Below are 14008 nucleotides of genomic sequence, written 5' to 3' on the forward strand. Positions count from 1 at the left end.
CACGATAGATAATTACCGTTTGAAGTATTGCATTGGTGGACAGAATTTGGAAAACAAGAGTACAGGAAGCTATACGTAACAAGATTGGTTGATTCTTAGAGCCGCTAAGGGTCATTATCTATCCTGCTTTTTCCCGAGAAACAGGAGGAAGAATGACCCAGGCAAGGGCGATTGTCAGTACGCAGTTCAGTCGCGAAGTCGAGAAAGCGCATGGTGTTCCAAAGACCGCTATTGACGGAATTCTCAAGAGGCTCAGCAGGGTAGAACTGCCGGGCAAGGAACATCTTGAGGATTACATGCGCCACAAGTGGCGACTGAACCATAAGCCCGCAACGTTCTTAAGCTCCTTCGGGTCCATCGTGTCCTTCCTCACCTTTTATCAGACCTCCGGCAGGGGCCGACTCGAAGAGGTCGTGCGGGAGGATCTCGAAGCCTTCGTCGAACACGAGCAAGACCGGGGCCTGAAGATTACGACGGTAAAAACGAAGCTGGCATGCATTGTTGCATTTCTACACTTCCTCTCAGAGCGGGACATTATCCGGGAGGCAGTCCTTAAGAGGAAGATCAGACTCAAGCTCCCCGATACGCTCCCCCGGGCCATAAACCCTTCTGATGTGAAGAAGTTTCTTGCCGTTATCGACAACGCCAGGGACCGTGCCCTTATCCTTCTCCTATTGAGGACAGGTATAAGGATCGGTGAGGCGCTTGGCCTTACGCTGAACGACCTCGATATCAGGGACAGGAAGGTTCATCTCTTCGAGGGAGAGAAGAATAGCATGGGGAGGGTGGTCTACTTAAGCGATGATGCCCTCTTTGCCTTAAAAAGCTGGCTTGTACAAAGGGACTTAAAGAAGGAGTTTGTCTTTTACACACAGTGCCACAAAGGCATGTGTTACAGCTCCGCCCGCATCCTCTTCGTCAAATACCTGGAGAAGGCAGGGCTTGAACACAAGGGCTATACAGTCCACTCGCTCCGTCACACGTTTGCCAGTGAACTCTTAAACGCCGGCATGCGCCTTGAATGTCTCCAGCAGCTTTTAGGTCATCACGATGTCGAGGTGACCCGGCGCTATGCCCGCCTCACCGACAAAACCCGTGAGGAGGAGTACTTCCGGGCCATGGCAGTCATAGAGAAGGGAGGGATCAATGGAGAGTACTGAGCTTTTAAGGTACCGGAGGTGCTTAAAGAGAAAGAACTGTTCAGATCATACCGTCAGGAATTACATGAACGTCCTCGCGCTCTTCACAGACTGGCTGAAAAGACCGGTGAAAGAGGTAAGGCATTCAGATGTGAGCGCGTACACGGAGTACCTTCTGAGAAGGAGACGAAAGCCGAAGACGATTAACTGCCACCTCGGAACCATCCGTCTCTTCTTTGACTACCTTATCGACGAGGAGAAGGTACAGGTGGAAAACCCGGTAAAAAAGGGCTTCCGGCTCCGCGTCCCGCAACCTCTCCCGAGACATTTGAAAGACGGGCAGGTTGTGGCACTCTTCAAGGAAATCAAGGACACAAGGGATCGGGCCATGTTCATGCTCATGCTCAGATGCGGACTCCGCGTGGAAGAAGTTGCACGGCTCACCACAAATGCGATAGAATTTAACCGTAGGCAGATCTTCGTCTCCAACGGAAAAGGCAGCAAGGACCGGGTTGTGTACGCGAGTGAAGATACGCAATCTGCCTTGAAGGCGTACCTGAAGAAACGATCATCTCTGAAAGCGAAGGGATTGTTCCTGGTACAGAAAGGGCCTATGAAAGGGAAGCCGATATCAGTCCGAGGGATACAGAAAAGGATCGAATATTATGCCAAGAAAAGTGGTATACCGGTCTCCTGCCACCACCTAAGACACACGATGGCAACACAGCTCTTGAATGCCGACGCCGACCTCGTCACTATCCAGGATCTCCTGGGACATGCCAAGATTACTACGACACAGCGCTACTGCAAGGTCTCCAATCTCAAAGTGCAGAGGGACTACTACAAGGCCATTGAGGTGGTCCTGCAGAGAACCCAGTCAGGCGGAGAGGACGAGTTTGAATTGGATGAAAAATGGATAAAGGAAAACAGGGTGTAAGTAACTAATATTACGAGAGAAAGCAGGATATGTTACGTATAGCAGGAAGAAGTCCTTAACCACAGAATTTCCGGAAGAGTCTATAATAATAGTCTTTACACACACACCACCCATATGAGCCTTAACACCCCACCCCATCACCTGCAATTTTCCACCCCCCACCCATTCAGGGGAAAGAATGCTTTTCACTGTGAAGTAAATGTGAAGTGAAACCGTCAAACAAGAGGGGAATACCGCCAAAGTCAGTATCCCCCTTTTCTTGATTTTAGTAATAACGACAAGCAACAGCTATTAAGGGATATTCAATCAGACATTCCCTTATATAACTCTTAATCAGTTGGTCGCAGGTTCAAATCCTGCACGGCCCACATTATAAATCAACGCACTTTTCTACCGTCTGTCTTTTTCTTTGAGGACAAAGGCTTCGTCCGTAATAAAGCGCATCAACACCACAGGTTTGCCATTTTTTGTTATAATGACCTCCTCTTTTGTGGATGCAATTTTAGCGACTACCTGTGTCGCTTTAAGCCTTAACTCACTTACTGTAACAAATTTCATAGTTATTTCTTAACAATCATCTTTTCTTACTTTTCTTTACTTTCTCCATTGAGTAAAGCAATAATACAAGCCCTACGAAAATTAGAATGATACCTACAGTAAAAGCAAAATAGTTAAGGGTAAAAACCAACATTAAAAATCCACCTAACATAAAAACAATACCAATTATTTGTAAAATAATTGTGGCGCTCATCCATATCCTCCTTTTTAAAGAAATATACTATTATTATTACTATTATAATAGTAATTGTCAAGTATTATTTTAGCTGTATAATGCACCAGAAATAACCTTTTATTTTCTTGATATTACAATATTTTTTTATAAATAACAGGTAATTAATGCTACTGATTTTAGATCATAAACCTTACATTCATAAATGACATAAAATATATTGAGCAAAAATTCTATCCATCAAAATTTCACGTCCTGACCTCTGCCAGTTATCCAGGCTATTTTGTCATGTATCTATTTTCGTAGTCTTCCACAACTTCCATCTTTAATATTGGATACTGGCTGGTATTGAAATCCTGCGCAGCACAGATAGGTACACCCTTAGCACTGAGAAACCAATCACCCATTTTGGGTCTCCTCACTTCCCCTGTCACTAAAAATTTTATTTCCTTTACCATTTTCCTCGCCTCCTTTTAAATGTTCTCTCATGGTAATTCTGCGAAATACTATTTTTAGTGTTTTTTCTCACCATAACGCCTCTTATATAATTATTATATGTACTTGCAGACTCAGAGTAAATGACATTGGTCACAAACCAAAGATATTTTTTGGTCAATTTTGGTAAACGGAAAGTTATGTTACCTTAGAAAAGATAGAAAACCGCCAAAACCTGCGAATCTTACCTAAATTAAACAACTACAATCGAATTATCACAATCACCAAAAGGGGTTGGTGCGTATCTGTCAGCATGCCAATCATTCTCCCAGACCATCTCATCTATCAAATACCGAAACTGATATTCCCTGCCTTTTTCAAGGTTAAGGGTCACGGTGAATGCCCCGTTTTTTTGCTTTTTCATAGGTGTTGCATATATGTTCCAGTCATTAAATTCCCCAACAATATAAATCCTTTTTGCAGATTTAACCGCCTCTTTAGGCAAAGTAAACGTGACTTTACACAAATCTTTGCCTTTAATATATTGTTTTTTAATACTCATAGTAACCTCCTCAATATTTTTTTAATATTTAACACTTAAAGCCAATATAAATATTATAAAACAATGTTTGATAATATCAACAACAATTATCATAAACCAGACTTTCTGTGTTTATCATCAATGACAATTTTCTCGCAAGAAAAACCAGTTAAAAAAAATCAGGGTACAAAATTTCTTTACATGATATATTTAGTGTGTTAAGAATTGCCAAAAATTATGAACTCAAGCAACTCCACATTAAACTTTTGAGGTGAAGGCCTGGTGATAACCGGCATAGGGAGCTTTCCTTTTACAGAAGTAGATGAGGCGATAGATTTAACATTCTCTACATGTAAGGAAATACCGTTCTGGCCACAGCTGCCAAAGAGGTCTCTCAACGAAAACATGTATACCACATTCCTTGAATCTATGCCCTGCCTTGTTATCGATGAAACAAAGGGTACTGTATTCGTAGATACAGAAAAGGCTCAAGGGGTAGAACAGTTTTATGAGGATTTTTATAATGAAAATTTAGAGGCCTTCAGCATCTCAAATAGGGTGGCACCCGGTTTCTATAGATTTTTGGAAAGACTTAATGAAATAAAGGATCATGTAAAGTATATTAAAGGACAACTCACCGGACCCTTTAGTATGGGGCTCGGTTTGAAGGATGAAAAAGGTAAACCGATAATATACAACTATCCGTTCTTTGACATCGTTAAAAAAACCTTACACATGAAGGCAAAATGGATGATATCTGAAATAGAGGCATTATATCCTTCAAAAGGTATCATCATATTTTTTGATGAACCTTCTCTGGTTTCTTTTGGCTCAGCCTATGTATCCATTTCTAAGGATGATGTGATTTCCCTTTTAAATGAGGTATTGGGAGGTCTCAAGGCAAAAAGAGGTATCCACTGCTGTGGAAATACAGACTGGTCTTTATTGTTTAACGTTGATACAGACATTATAAACTACGACGCCTATAATTTTATGGAAACAATATTTTACTTTAAAGAAGACCTGACAGGGTTTTTAGGAAAGGGTGGCTGGGTATCTCCAGGAATAGTACCTTCTTCCGAAAAGGTGCTGGATATCTCTCTTGATGATATTTTAAAACTATGGAAGACATTTACAGAACACATGAACGAAATAAATATACCGGCTAAAAATATAGAATGGCTTATAACAACAAGTTGCGGACTTGGCAGTCTGCAGACCTCCGAAACACAAAGGGCTATGGAATTGCTGAAAGAATTCTCAGAAAACCTATAAACTTGTATGGGGCTCAAGCGGTCTTGAAAAAACCGTTACCTTAAGTCCGAAGGATTTTTAAACCATTAATTTTCCACAGCACTATTCTTTTTATCTGGCGGGCTCTGTCTTCACTCATATACTGGTTGTTTCATCACATCCTCATATTCGGGTATGACGATACCTCTTTTCACCATTATGTCATAGATGATTTTAGCGCGCTTCTGCACATATCGAGATGTTCCATCAACCCTGTATCTAATCGGGTTCGGGAGCACCGATGCAAGCATGGCAGCTTCTTCCGGATTAAGGACTAAAGCAGGTTTACCATAATAATGAAGAGATGCAGCTTCAGCACCAAATATACCCTCTCCCCATTCCACTACATTGAGGTATAGCTCGAGAATCCTCCTTTTTGAGAGGGTCCTTTCTATTCTCCAGGTTATAATGACCTCTTTAAACTTGCGTATTGGATTCTTCGAAGGGGAGAGGTAAAGGTTCTTCACAAGCTGCTGGCTTATGGTACTCCCTCCAAATTTGAATGTCTTCCTTTGAAGGTCTTTTTCAAGGGCTTTTTGTATTGCCTCAATATCAAAACCGTGATGGGACCAGAATTTATCATCCTCCCCAATAATAACTGCCTTCACCAGATATGGAGAAATGTTTGAAAGGGAGACCCACTTCTTTTGTATATTTATCTTTTTACCTTTTTCCCTCCATTCCCTCTCCCGGTATTCCATAAAGGATGTCTTTTTAGGGTTTTCTCTCTTAAGCCTGGACACATCTGGAAATATTGAATAATAGCCAGCAGCCACAAGCACTGTGAAAAATAACAATATAGCAAAGGTTTTTATCATTTTCATATCATTCCCTCTCCCGGGTCTTTCACATTATAAAAAAATCTTACTAAATTTATACCCTTGAATACAAAAGGAGGGACAATTTAAACCGAATCTGTCAACCCCCAGCTGTCTGGGGAAATGCTGTATTACTATACAAATATTCCACTTTCTCTTTATGCTTTAATTCCTCATTCGCCATCTTAATGAGCATTTCCTTTACACTACCCTTGTGGTGGATTTCAGCAAGGGCCATATAAAAACTATATGATTTAAGTTCTCTATGGGCTGCTGCCAGGTATACATCTTTAGGCTCTATGCCCTTCTTAACAGTCGGTTCTTCTAAATGTTCTGCTATCCTGTAATCTACTACATCACTTAACCGTAGTGCGTCCTGGCCGTAATGGCCATTTTTGTAATTTATAAGAAAATCCTTATGCCTTTTCTCCTCTTCTGCCAGAAACTTTAGAGCATCCTTGACGCCCTCGTCCTCGACCTTTTTATAGATATCCATGTAAAAGGTATAAGCCGATTCTTCCCTTTCCATTGCAATATCTATTAGTTCTGCAAGGTTCTTCTCATTCATACTAATCCTCCTGTTTACTTAATTATATTCTTTGAAAAAAACAGTGTCAACTGCTCCACCATTCACAAATTTCCAAAATGTATAAAGTGGCTACTCGTTGCTCACTGTTTTTATATATGGAAGCCAGCGGCCTTTCTTCAGAATAAGGCGGGTAGTCTTATCAGGGCAAGCTGAGGGTCTAACATAATTTGTATGACGAATGGCCTCATCTGTCTTAAATTTTTCATACTCCTCGTCCCAAGGAAAAATAATGAGCGTTTCACCTGACACATCAGTCAATATAGGGAGGATGGCTGATACATCCCTCCCCTGCGATGAGGCTAATAGTTCATCAATGGTCTGAAACTGTGACAGTTCTTCAAGCGTTTTTAATGTGGGTGGACTTAAGATTACAGTACCATCTACGTTCTTTTCCAGCGCTTTCTCTGGAGCTATCCAGACACTGTCTGTTGCCTCCCGATAGTCAAAAGCCGCTTCCTGACCAGCAGGGTACCGGGCAAGGAAGAAATGCGTGTCAAACCGGATCGCTCGAGCAACTGGTGTAATCCAGTGTGCATAATGGTGAAGCTGGTCTAACGCTAACATAAGCCTTTCTTCCCTCACAATATTAATTAGAGTCGCCTGTCCCTTGAGAAGCAAATCTCTGTAATGTTGAAATCGATGTCGGACTCCAGGGCTATCAATTGAGATAATCTCCCCATTACTATTATAAGCAAAAAGGATTCCTGCTTCTTCAAATAGTTCCCGAATGCCTGCTATCCAGTAAGCAAAACCTTCCTCTCTGGGTATTGAAACCCCGAGGATCTTTGAGGCTTCATCAAAAGAGATTCCTCTACAATAGGGAAAGATTTCTGAGTTCCTATCGTTTTTATCAACACCTCCACCTGGATAAACAAAGCTTCCCCCCATAAAGGCGCTTTTCTCATTTCGTTTGAGAAGAAATACTTCGAATCCTCTTGGACACTGTTCTTTGAGAAGTATAACCGTAGTTGCCCTTTTCGGGATAGCAATCATACCCTTTTCTAACATGTCCGGGACCTTCATATCAAATAAAACCATCACCATGATCTTTTCCGTATAATTTGTCTGATTTTTTCTATATACTCTTTGAGATGAAGGTACTTCTCGTTCAGCCCCCCATAGAAGACTTCTATGACACGGCAATCAGAACCTATCCCCTTTCTCTTTTATATCTTGCAACAAAAATAAGGGATATATGCGACCTTTCTATTATAGATTTTAGAAGTAACAAAAAACCAAAGGTGATACATAATCATCCCTTCCCTGAATTAAAAAATTACTACAGAGAAGACATTTATACACCATTTTCATTCTTCAGTAGATTTTATCATTTTGGCTGTAACCATGAAGAAATAAAAAAGGCTATAAGGGAGCAGAAACCCGATGTAGTTGGTATATCATCATTGTTTACCACCTACGCTATAGAAGCTATTGAAGTAGCCAGATGTGTCAAGGGGGTGAGTAAGGACATTACTACAATCATGGGTGGCATACACCCTACCCTGTTCCCCCATCATCTATTAAAAAGTCCTTATGTGGATTACGTAATAAGAGGAGAAGGCGAAACGCCCTTTTTTCAACTGATAACTTCTTTAAAATCAGGTATCACAAGAGATGCTTACAAAATAAAGGGGGTTTGTTCAAAAAAGGGGGATGGCTTCAACATTTCAGATATAAATATCGAAAACAATATTGACTTGATACCTGATAGAAGGCTTCTGAATCCCGAAAATTACCGGATTAACAGGAAAAACTATACATTTTTTCTCACCTCGAGGGGCTGTCCGTTTCACTGTGCCTTTTGTGGCAAGCCACAGGTACCATACAGAAAAAGAAGCCTAACAAGCATAGAAAAAGAAATATCGGATTGTTTTAATGCAAATATACAAGCCGTTGATTTTGAAGATGATATGTTGAACCTCGATGTGCAATTTTTTAATCAAGTCCTGAAACTATTTGAAGGAAAAGGTATAACGCTTTCTGCCATGAACGGGATCTATACTGAGAGCCTGGATGTAAAAACCCTGGAAAGGATGTTTAACTCAGGATTTAGAAGGCTGAATTTTTCATTGGTAGATATATCTGAATCTGTCATCCAAAGACAGAAGAGACTTTTTCCAGCGAATCTTTTAAAACTTTTACCTTATCTTGAATCCTCTCCATTTCTTGTAGAAACCCACTTCATCATTGGACTTCCAGAACAGAAATTAGAAGATATACTTGAAACAATAATCTTTCTTATGGGCAAAAGGCTTCTTTTAGGTCCAAGCATGTTTTATCTTGCCCCAAACAGTCCTATTTTTAAAAACACTGTGGGTGGCAACTGGGAAAAACATATCAAGGCAATGAGGTCCAGCTGTATGATGTCGGTGAATCCGCTTCTCCCCAGAGATACCATATACACATTTATAAAATTGGTCAGATTCATCAATCTCGTAAAACACATTCTGGACAAAGAAGCTAATCTGAAAAAACTTAGTGACCTTTTGGGACTACCGTTCACAGAAAAAAACGCTTATGACAAACGTATCCTTACAACCCTTCTCCTGAAAAAAAGGTTTACATGCTATGACCTCAAGAGAAAAGACTTCTATGATGAACCTCAAGATAACAATTTAGTTAAATTGTTCTTTAAAAGGGCAAAAGGCTCTCTCATTAGAGGCTTCAAAACAATGAATTCTTTAAAAGTCAATTGAAATTATAAAGCTTAGGGGATTTAGGGTTGTCCTTCGACGCTATTGTCGCAACAATCAGCCTTTTTCGACATTTTTGCCTGAAAAATCATTTTTAAAAAATTATAAACATAATAATATCAATAATTTATAAACTACAATTATTGGCACAGCATTTGCTCTAAAACTATCAGTCACACATAAGGTTAAAAGGGGGCGTAAAGATGAAGACTTTTAAAACCCTGATTTTTGTGGTAACCATTTTTCTTGTCTCATCCCATGCTTACTCAGCAAATCTTGGCGATATATATCTGCGTTATATCGACGGTGATGTACAGATTAAAACAGAGGATACCTCGGATTGGGTTCCTGCTGCCATTAACACACCCCTTCAAGAAGGGGACAGGGTCTGGGTTCCTGAGGACGGGAGGGCTGAACTACAACTTAGAGACGGAAGTCTTTTGAGACTCGATAGAAATTCCTTTCTCGAGATACTCCCTGGGGGAAAAAATATCTCTCAGTTTTACCTTGGTAAAGGACATGCCTATGTAAATTACAGGGGTCCAGATGGTAACCTCTTTATCATAGATACACCCAATTCATCCCTGCAAGGCTACAAAAAGTCTATTTTTAAGGTTGATGTATCCGATTATGGTGATACCGAGGTCTCGGTTCTTAAAGGAGAAATATATGCAGAACTTAATAATGGACAGATGAAAATCAGCACCGGCGAAAGACTTGCACTTCAAAAAAATGCAGCTTATCCGATACTTGCAAAACTTGCGCCGTCTGATAAATGGGAACAATGGAACAGGCAAAGGGACAGGGAATTTTATGAACCAATACGTACTTATAGCCAGGATTATCTGCCAGATGGACTTAAGGTCTACTCTAACGACCTCGATCGAAACGGAAAATGGGTATATACAAACGAATACGGCTACGCCTGGACACCAACGGTAATCGTTGTTAACCAATGGTCTCCTTACAGGGTTGGCCGTTGGGTATGGATGCGGGGCCACTATGTATGGGTATCATACGAACCGTGGGGATGGGTACCCTATCACTATGGCCGATGGGCACATATTAATTCCATAGGCTGGTGCTGGGTACCTCCTTCGAGAGGTTTCGTTTACTGGGGTCCAGGCTATGTCGGCTGGACATACACACCAACTCACGTATCGTGGGTTCCCCTTGCCCCAAGAGAGATATATTACGGCCATGGCTACTACGGGCCTTACAGCGTGAATATAACAAAGGCAAGTATCCATAAAACAGTAATAAAAAATGTTTATAACAATGTCTATGTGAATAATGCCGTCACTACCGTACACCGCGATACCTTCATAAAAGGTATACCTGTAAAGGTGGAAATGAAGGAAAACCTATTTCTGAAACAAAAGATAATCACTGGAGCTCCGCAAATAAAACCGGAAAAAACAACAGTCATGCCTTTAATTAAAGAAATCCCTCCGAATAAATTACCACCCCAGCAAATCCGGAATATAGAGGCCAGGGAATTGAGGAAAAACCGTCCTGTTCAACAGGAAAAGGGCGTGGTAACCACACAAATTGTGAGACCCAAGAACATGGAGCCGATTAAAAAAATAGAAGAGAGAAAAGGAGCCGATCCATTTAAAATGGGTACTATCCCTGAAAAGGGAACCCTGCAAAAGATAGAAATTCCATCTGGAAGCAGCAAGAAAAGTGCTCAGGAACCATCTGCACAGAGGATTTCAGCAAAGAGATTTGTAGAGTCAGGGACCAACGATTATAGGATGGGATCAAAAAAGAAAGACCCACCTATTGTGCCAACGCAAGCATCTTTAAAAAACACGGTGCCTAAAAAGGAACTTACCGGTAATACAAGTATACCGGGGAAACTCACCCAGGAAAACATCAGAGGGAATTATCTTCCGAAAGCATATCAAAACAAACCAGGACTTGAAGTAATGCCTGAAAAAAGAACAAATACTTCCATGAACAAAAAAACCATACCATATATAGAATCAGAGCAGTTGGGAAAACAGGCAAAGCTCCGGGAATCAAATAGAAAAAGTATCTCGTCAACAGAGGAACTAAAACCTGTAATAAGGGCGGATTTACCCCAGAGAAACACACAGAGTAAAAGTACTATACCAGCAACAAATAACAGCCACAATACCCAGACCATAAAGAGCAAACCAATGCACGAAGAAGTCAAGAAAAACATTTCCCCAAAAGGACAGGTCACAATTGAAGGTCCACAGGCAGTACAAAACAGAGGGGTTATTTCACCCCTGATCAAAGAAAATCAGGTTACAAGCAGAGGTGTTCAACCCTTTAATAGAATGGGAAAATAGGTCATATTGTAGCGAGATGTTATAACTGAGGGGCGAAAAATGTTATAAGTCACTTCCAAAAAGTGCTTGACCATGTCAAATTTGGTTTGAAAATGCCTCCCTTAAACCCCACTTTTTGGGGTATTTTTTGGGGGATAATTCATGATCAGGAGTTCGGTGGCTCTGACCTTATTGCCTGCGCTCGCACATGAATATGTGGTAGTGACCTCTTCGATGGTAAAATTCTTGTAAATCTCCCTGATTTCAGGCGTGTCGTTGATGGACATGATAAATTTGCCCTGGATGGCATTTAGAATATCTCTAACAGGAGTTTAAGACTTCTCAAAGTCAAAAAGGGATTACTCATAACCAAATCAATAGGTTATCATTAGATTTTTTGTAAGACCCCACCGGCAACTTTGTAGCCAAATGCGGCAAGAATTTGAGCTTGGATTGCAGTAGGGTCTTCGATAATGCGATCGGCGCTGCTTTTTGAGGCTGTCCAACAGAGGCAAGAATGCAGTTTTCGCATTTGCTCCATTGCGGTCGCGGCGGTTATGGATAAATCAGCACAATTGAGCCGAATTTCAATGAGCCTAAGGTAGGTCAGGGCAACGACACAGCTCAGGATATGGCACCGGATCTTGCTGTCTGTCCAGTGCCGAATGGGGAAAATACTGACAACATCGCTGTCCTTTGATTGGCGAAACGCCTTCTCGACTATGTAACGGTCAAGACTTGCCCGAACGATTTCGTCTGTTGACCAGTCGATGTGATCGGTAATGAGAATGTTTTTGCCGAATTTTTCAATGTACTGGCCGATTCGGTAATAGTTCTTTCGAAAGATAAGCTGCCACTTTCGATTGTGCTTTTCAACGGAGATTTCATAGATGTCCTTTGGGAGATGAAGCCTCTCGCAGGCAACCGTATAGTGTTTTTTTACCCGGTCTCCATCGGTCCAGTGTTTCTTCTGGGTTCTCACCTTGGAGCGAAGATCGAGGATCACCTCCTGAAGGCTGAGGAGTTTTTTCTCGAAAGTAAGCCTTTGCTTTGTGGCGGTTCGGGGATTGTAGGTTACAACGACGGTTCTATTCTGCCCCCAATATTTTCCGAAGGTGCGCCAGGCCACAAGGCGGCCCTCCTCTCGGCCAAGCCTCACAAGTTCCCGGTTCTTTGGAGTATCAACGGATGTGAACTGCGAGAGTTTTACTCGGATGAAATCCTCTGCATAATGGGGCGAGTAGGTCGTAATGAAATGCATCTTGGGGAGCGAGTCAATGAGGGCGATGTTCTCCTCGGAATTCATTCCTTTGTCGAAGACGATAGTGAGTTCTCTATCCTCCCCGGAGAACTCTCTCATGACGGAGGCCATCTCATTGAGAATCTTGTAAAACTGCTTGGAATCATGCCGGTTCCCTTCGAAGGCTCTGTAGAAGAGGGGGATCTGGGTATCGCGGGTGACGAGAAGGGCAACTCCGATCTGTCTGAGCCAGTCCTTGCCGTCTTTGTTCTTACCTCGCTTCGCGAGTTCGGAGGGAGTCTCTCCGGCCATGTAGGTGTAGTAGTTGGTAGTATCAAAAAGGAAACAATCGGACTTTACCTTCTCCAGTTCGGCAATCCTCTTGAAAAAAAGCCAGGCGATCTTCTCGATATCCTCCTGCTCTACCCGATCCCATTTTTCCCAGTATCGCTGAGAGGTCAGGGCCTGGATATCGACACGGCGAATCTGCTGGATAGCTGTTGCCTTGAACCATTCGGGCAGGGCTCTCTTCGAGCAGGAATCGATCATCCGGTTAAATGCGGCATAGATAAAATACTCCCCAATGGAGGGTCCCCTCTCCTGCCCTGCTTTGGGAAGGACCGAATCCATGAGGGTAACAAGCCCCACCTGCTCTTCCATGAGATTGGCCAGAAAGAGGGCGCCAAATTCCTGAACAGAGATTCTCAGACACCTCTCCGTGGTCCCTTTAGCCAGTTCAATAATACGGTCGATGCTCCCAAGGTAGATCTGGTTGATGACCTTTGGTTTTCCATCGACCCTGGCGATCTCACGGATGTAGTAGTAGGGTCTTCCTTTTTTCATTTTCTTATGTAGATGCGCCATGAAGAGGATAATATAGTAGGGTCTTACATATGTCAAGAAAAATCTGAGCATCACACTGAAATTCTTCATCTTTATGGCGGGTAAGTTAGACATAAAGTAGGGTCTTACATGCTCGACGGAGCTAATGACTTAAAACTATTATGAAATTGGCACTGAGAGCTTTCAAAGTCTTAAACTCCTGTTTATCTGTTTCTTTAGTTTGTTTTGTTTCTTTAGTTTTCTGGTTAAGAACCAAATAAACCAGATAAACAAGAAGAACGAGAGAAACGTTAGTATAACACTTCCACAGGTTCATACTTTGTTCCCTGAATAGCAGGGTAGATACCAGCCAGGATACCAATCACCATACTAATGACAAGAGAAATTACGATGCTCTCGGGATGTAAAGAGAGTGGAAACCCACCAAAATAATCAACTATAATTGTAATG

The 14008-nt window shown here is 41.7% G+C and carries 14 protein-coding genes; 5 read left to right on the forward strand and 9 right to left on the reverse strand.

Annotation, left to right across the window (positions count from 1 at the left end; translation table 11 throughout):
• The first annotated feature begins 152 nt into the window (after window positions 1-152).
• Together NTU69_03225 and NTU69_03230 are read left to right on the forward strand one after the other, a co-directional pair.
• Window positions 153-1160 (forward strand): tyrosine-type recombinase/integrase, encoded by a 1008-nt coding sequence (locus tag NTU69_03225; protein ID MCX5802540.1) that lies wholly within the window; start codon window positions 153-155, stop codon window positions 1158-1160.
• On the forward strand, window positions 1147-2076 hold the full coding sequence (locus NTU69_03230) for a tyrosine-type recombinase/integrase (protein MCX5802541.1): 930 nt from the start codon (window positions 1147-1149) through the stop codon (window positions 2074-2076). Before NTU69_03225 ends, NTU69_03230 begins: the two co-directional genes overlap by 14 nt.
• A gap of 390 nt (window positions 2077-2466) precedes the next feature.
• On the opposite strand, the gene NTU69_03235 is transcribed toward NTU69_03230, so the two are convergent.
• The 4 genes from NTU69_03235 to NTU69_03250 form a co-directional block, all read right to left on the reverse strand.
• Window positions 2467-2634 carry a type II toxin-antitoxin system prevent-host-death family antitoxin gene (locus NTU69_03235; protein MCX5802542.1) on the reverse strand — a complete coding sequence of 56 codons (168 nt, stop codon included), beginning with the start codon at window positions 2632-2634 and terminating at the stop codon, window positions 2467-2469.
• 16 nt (window positions 2635-2650) lie between these two features.
• The gene (locus NTU69_03240; protein MCX5802543.1) at window positions 2651-2827 is read right to left on the reverse strand and encodes a hypothetical protein; all 177 of its coding nucleotides are present in this window, start codon (window positions 2825-2827) and stop codon (window positions 2651-2653) included.
• A gap of 257 nt (window positions 2828-3084) precedes the next feature.
• Window positions 3085-3264: a hypothetical protein gene (locus NTU69_03245; GenBank protein ID MCX5802544.1), complete on the reverse strand. Its 180-nt coding sequence runs from the start codon at window positions 3262-3264 to the stop codon at window positions 3085-3087.
• Window positions 3265-3494: 230 nt separating this feature from the next.
• A complete protein-coding gene (locus NTU69_03250; protein MCX5802545.1) occupies window positions 3495-3803 on the reverse strand; it encodes an isoamylase early set domain-containing protein in 309 nt (102 codons plus the stop codon).
• A gap of 261 nt (window positions 3804-4064) precedes the next feature.
• On the opposite strand from NTU69_03250, the gene NTU69_03255 reads away from it, so the two are divergent.
• Window positions 4065-5057 (forward strand): hypothetical protein, encoded by a 993-nt coding sequence (locus tag NTU69_03255; protein MCX5802546.1) that lies wholly within the window; start codon window positions 4065-4067, stop codon window positions 5055-5057.
• A gap of 110 nt (window positions 5058-5167) precedes the next feature.
• Here the strand turns inward: NTU69_03255 and mtgA are convergent, their stop codons facing one another.
• The 3 genes from mtgA to NTU69_03270 all read right to left on the reverse strand — a co-directional run bounded on the left by mtgA (window position 5168) and on the right by NTU69_03270 (window position 7490).
• Window positions 5168-5899 carry a monofunctional biosynthetic peptidoglycan transglycosylase gene (gene mtgA / locus NTU69_03260; GenBank protein ID MCX5802547.1) on the reverse strand — a complete coding sequence of 244 codons (732 nt, stop codon included), beginning with the start codon at window positions 5897-5899 and terminating at the stop codon, window positions 5168-5170.
• Between the two features lie 94 nt (window positions 5900-5993).
• Window positions 5994-6461: a ferritin family protein gene (locus tag NTU69_03265; GenBank protein MCX5802548.1), complete on the reverse strand. Its 468-nt coding sequence runs from the start codon at window positions 6459-6461 to the stop codon at window positions 5994-5996.
• Between the two features lie 90 nt (window positions 6462-6551).
• Complete coding sequence (locus NTU69_03270) at window positions 6552-7490, reverse strand: NUDIX hydrolase (protein MCX5802549.1); 939 nt, start codon at window positions 7488-7490, stop codon at window positions 6552-6554.
• Between the two features lie 53 nt (window positions 7491-7543).
• On the opposite strand from NTU69_03270, the gene NTU69_03275 reads away from it, so the two are divergent.
• Both NTU69_03275 and NTU69_03280 read left to right on the forward strand, forming a co-directional pair.
• Window positions 7544-9178 carry a cobalamin-dependent protein gene (locus NTU69_03275; GenBank protein MCX5802550.1) on the forward strand — a complete coding sequence of 545 codons (1635 nt, stop codon included), beginning with the start codon at window positions 7544-7546 and terminating at the stop codon, window positions 9176-9178.
• A gap of 200 nt (window positions 9179-9378) precedes the next feature.
• Window positions 9379-11496 (forward strand): FecR family protein, encoded by a 2118-nt coding sequence (locus tag NTU69_03280; protein MCX5802551.1) that lies wholly within the window; start codon window positions 9379-9381, stop codon window positions 11494-11496.
• A 101-nt stretch (window positions 11497-11597) separates the two neighbouring features.
• On the opposite strand, the gene NTU69_03285 is transcribed toward NTU69_03280, so the two are convergent.
• Window positions 11598-11762 (reverse strand): hypothetical protein, encoded by a 165-nt coding sequence (locus NTU69_03285; protein MCX5802552.1) that lies wholly within the window; start codon window positions 11760-11762, stop codon window positions 11598-11600.
• Between the two features lie 101 nt (window positions 11763-11863).
• On the reverse strand, window positions 11864-13579 hold the full coding sequence (locus NTU69_03290) for an IS1634 family transposase (protein ID MCX5802553.1): 1716 nt from the start codon (window positions 13577-13579) through the stop codon (window positions 11864-11866).
• Window positions 13580-14008: the final 429 nt, after the last annotated feature.

This window comes from Pseudomonadota bacterium, from assembly GCA_026388215.1.
In the GTDB taxonomy this organism is placed as follows: domain Bacteria; phylum Desulfobacterota; class Syntrophorhabdia; order Syntrophorhabdales; family Syntrophorhabdaceae; genus JAPLKF01.

Coding starts and splice junctions, on each gene's coding strand:
- NTU69_03225 (MCX5802540.1), top strand. CDS start 153: ATGACCCAGGCAAGGGCGATTGTCAGTACGCAGTTCAGTCGCGAAGTC.
- NTU69_03230 (MCX5802541.1), top strand. CDS start 1,147: ATGGAGAGTACTGAGCTTTTAAGGTACCGGAGGTGCTTAAAGAGAAAG.
- NTU69_03250 (MCX5802545.1), bottom strand. CDS start 3,803: ATGAGTATTAAAAAACAATATATTAAAGGCAAAGATTTGTGTAAAGTC.
- mtgA (MCX5802547.1), bottom strand. CDS start 5,899: ATGAAAATGATAAAAACCTTTGCTATATTGTTATTTTTCACAGTGCTT.
- NTU69_03245 (MCX5802544.1), bottom strand. CDS start 3,264: ATGGTAAAGGAAATAAAATTTTTAGTGACAGGGGAAGTGAGGAGACCC.
- NTU69_03270 (MCX5802549.1), bottom strand. CDS start 7,490: ATGTTAGAAAAGGGTATGATTGCTATCCCGAAAAGGGCAACTACGGTT.
- NTU69_03265 (MCX5802548.1), bottom strand. CDS start 6,461: ATGAATGAGAAGAACCTTGCAGAACTAATAGATATTGCAATGGAAAGG.
- NTU69_03280 (MCX5802551.1), top strand. CDS start 9,379: ATGAAGACTTTTAAAACCCTGATTTTTGTGGTAACCATTTTTCTTGTC.
- NTU69_03240 (MCX5802543.1), bottom strand. CDS start 2,827: ATGAGCGCCACAATTATTTTACAAATAATTGGTATTGTTTTTATGTTA.
- NTU69_03290 (MCX5802553.1), bottom strand. CDS start 13,579: ATGGCGCATCTACATAAGAAAATGAAAAAAGGAAGACCCTACTACTAC.
- NTU69_03285 (MCX5802552.1), bottom strand. CDS start 11,762: ATGTCCATCAACGACACGCCTGAAATCAGGGAGATTTACAAGAATTTT.
- NTU69_03235 (MCX5802542.1), bottom strand. CDS start 2,634: ATGAAATTTGTTACAGTAAGTGAGTTAAGGCTTAAAGCGACACAGGTA.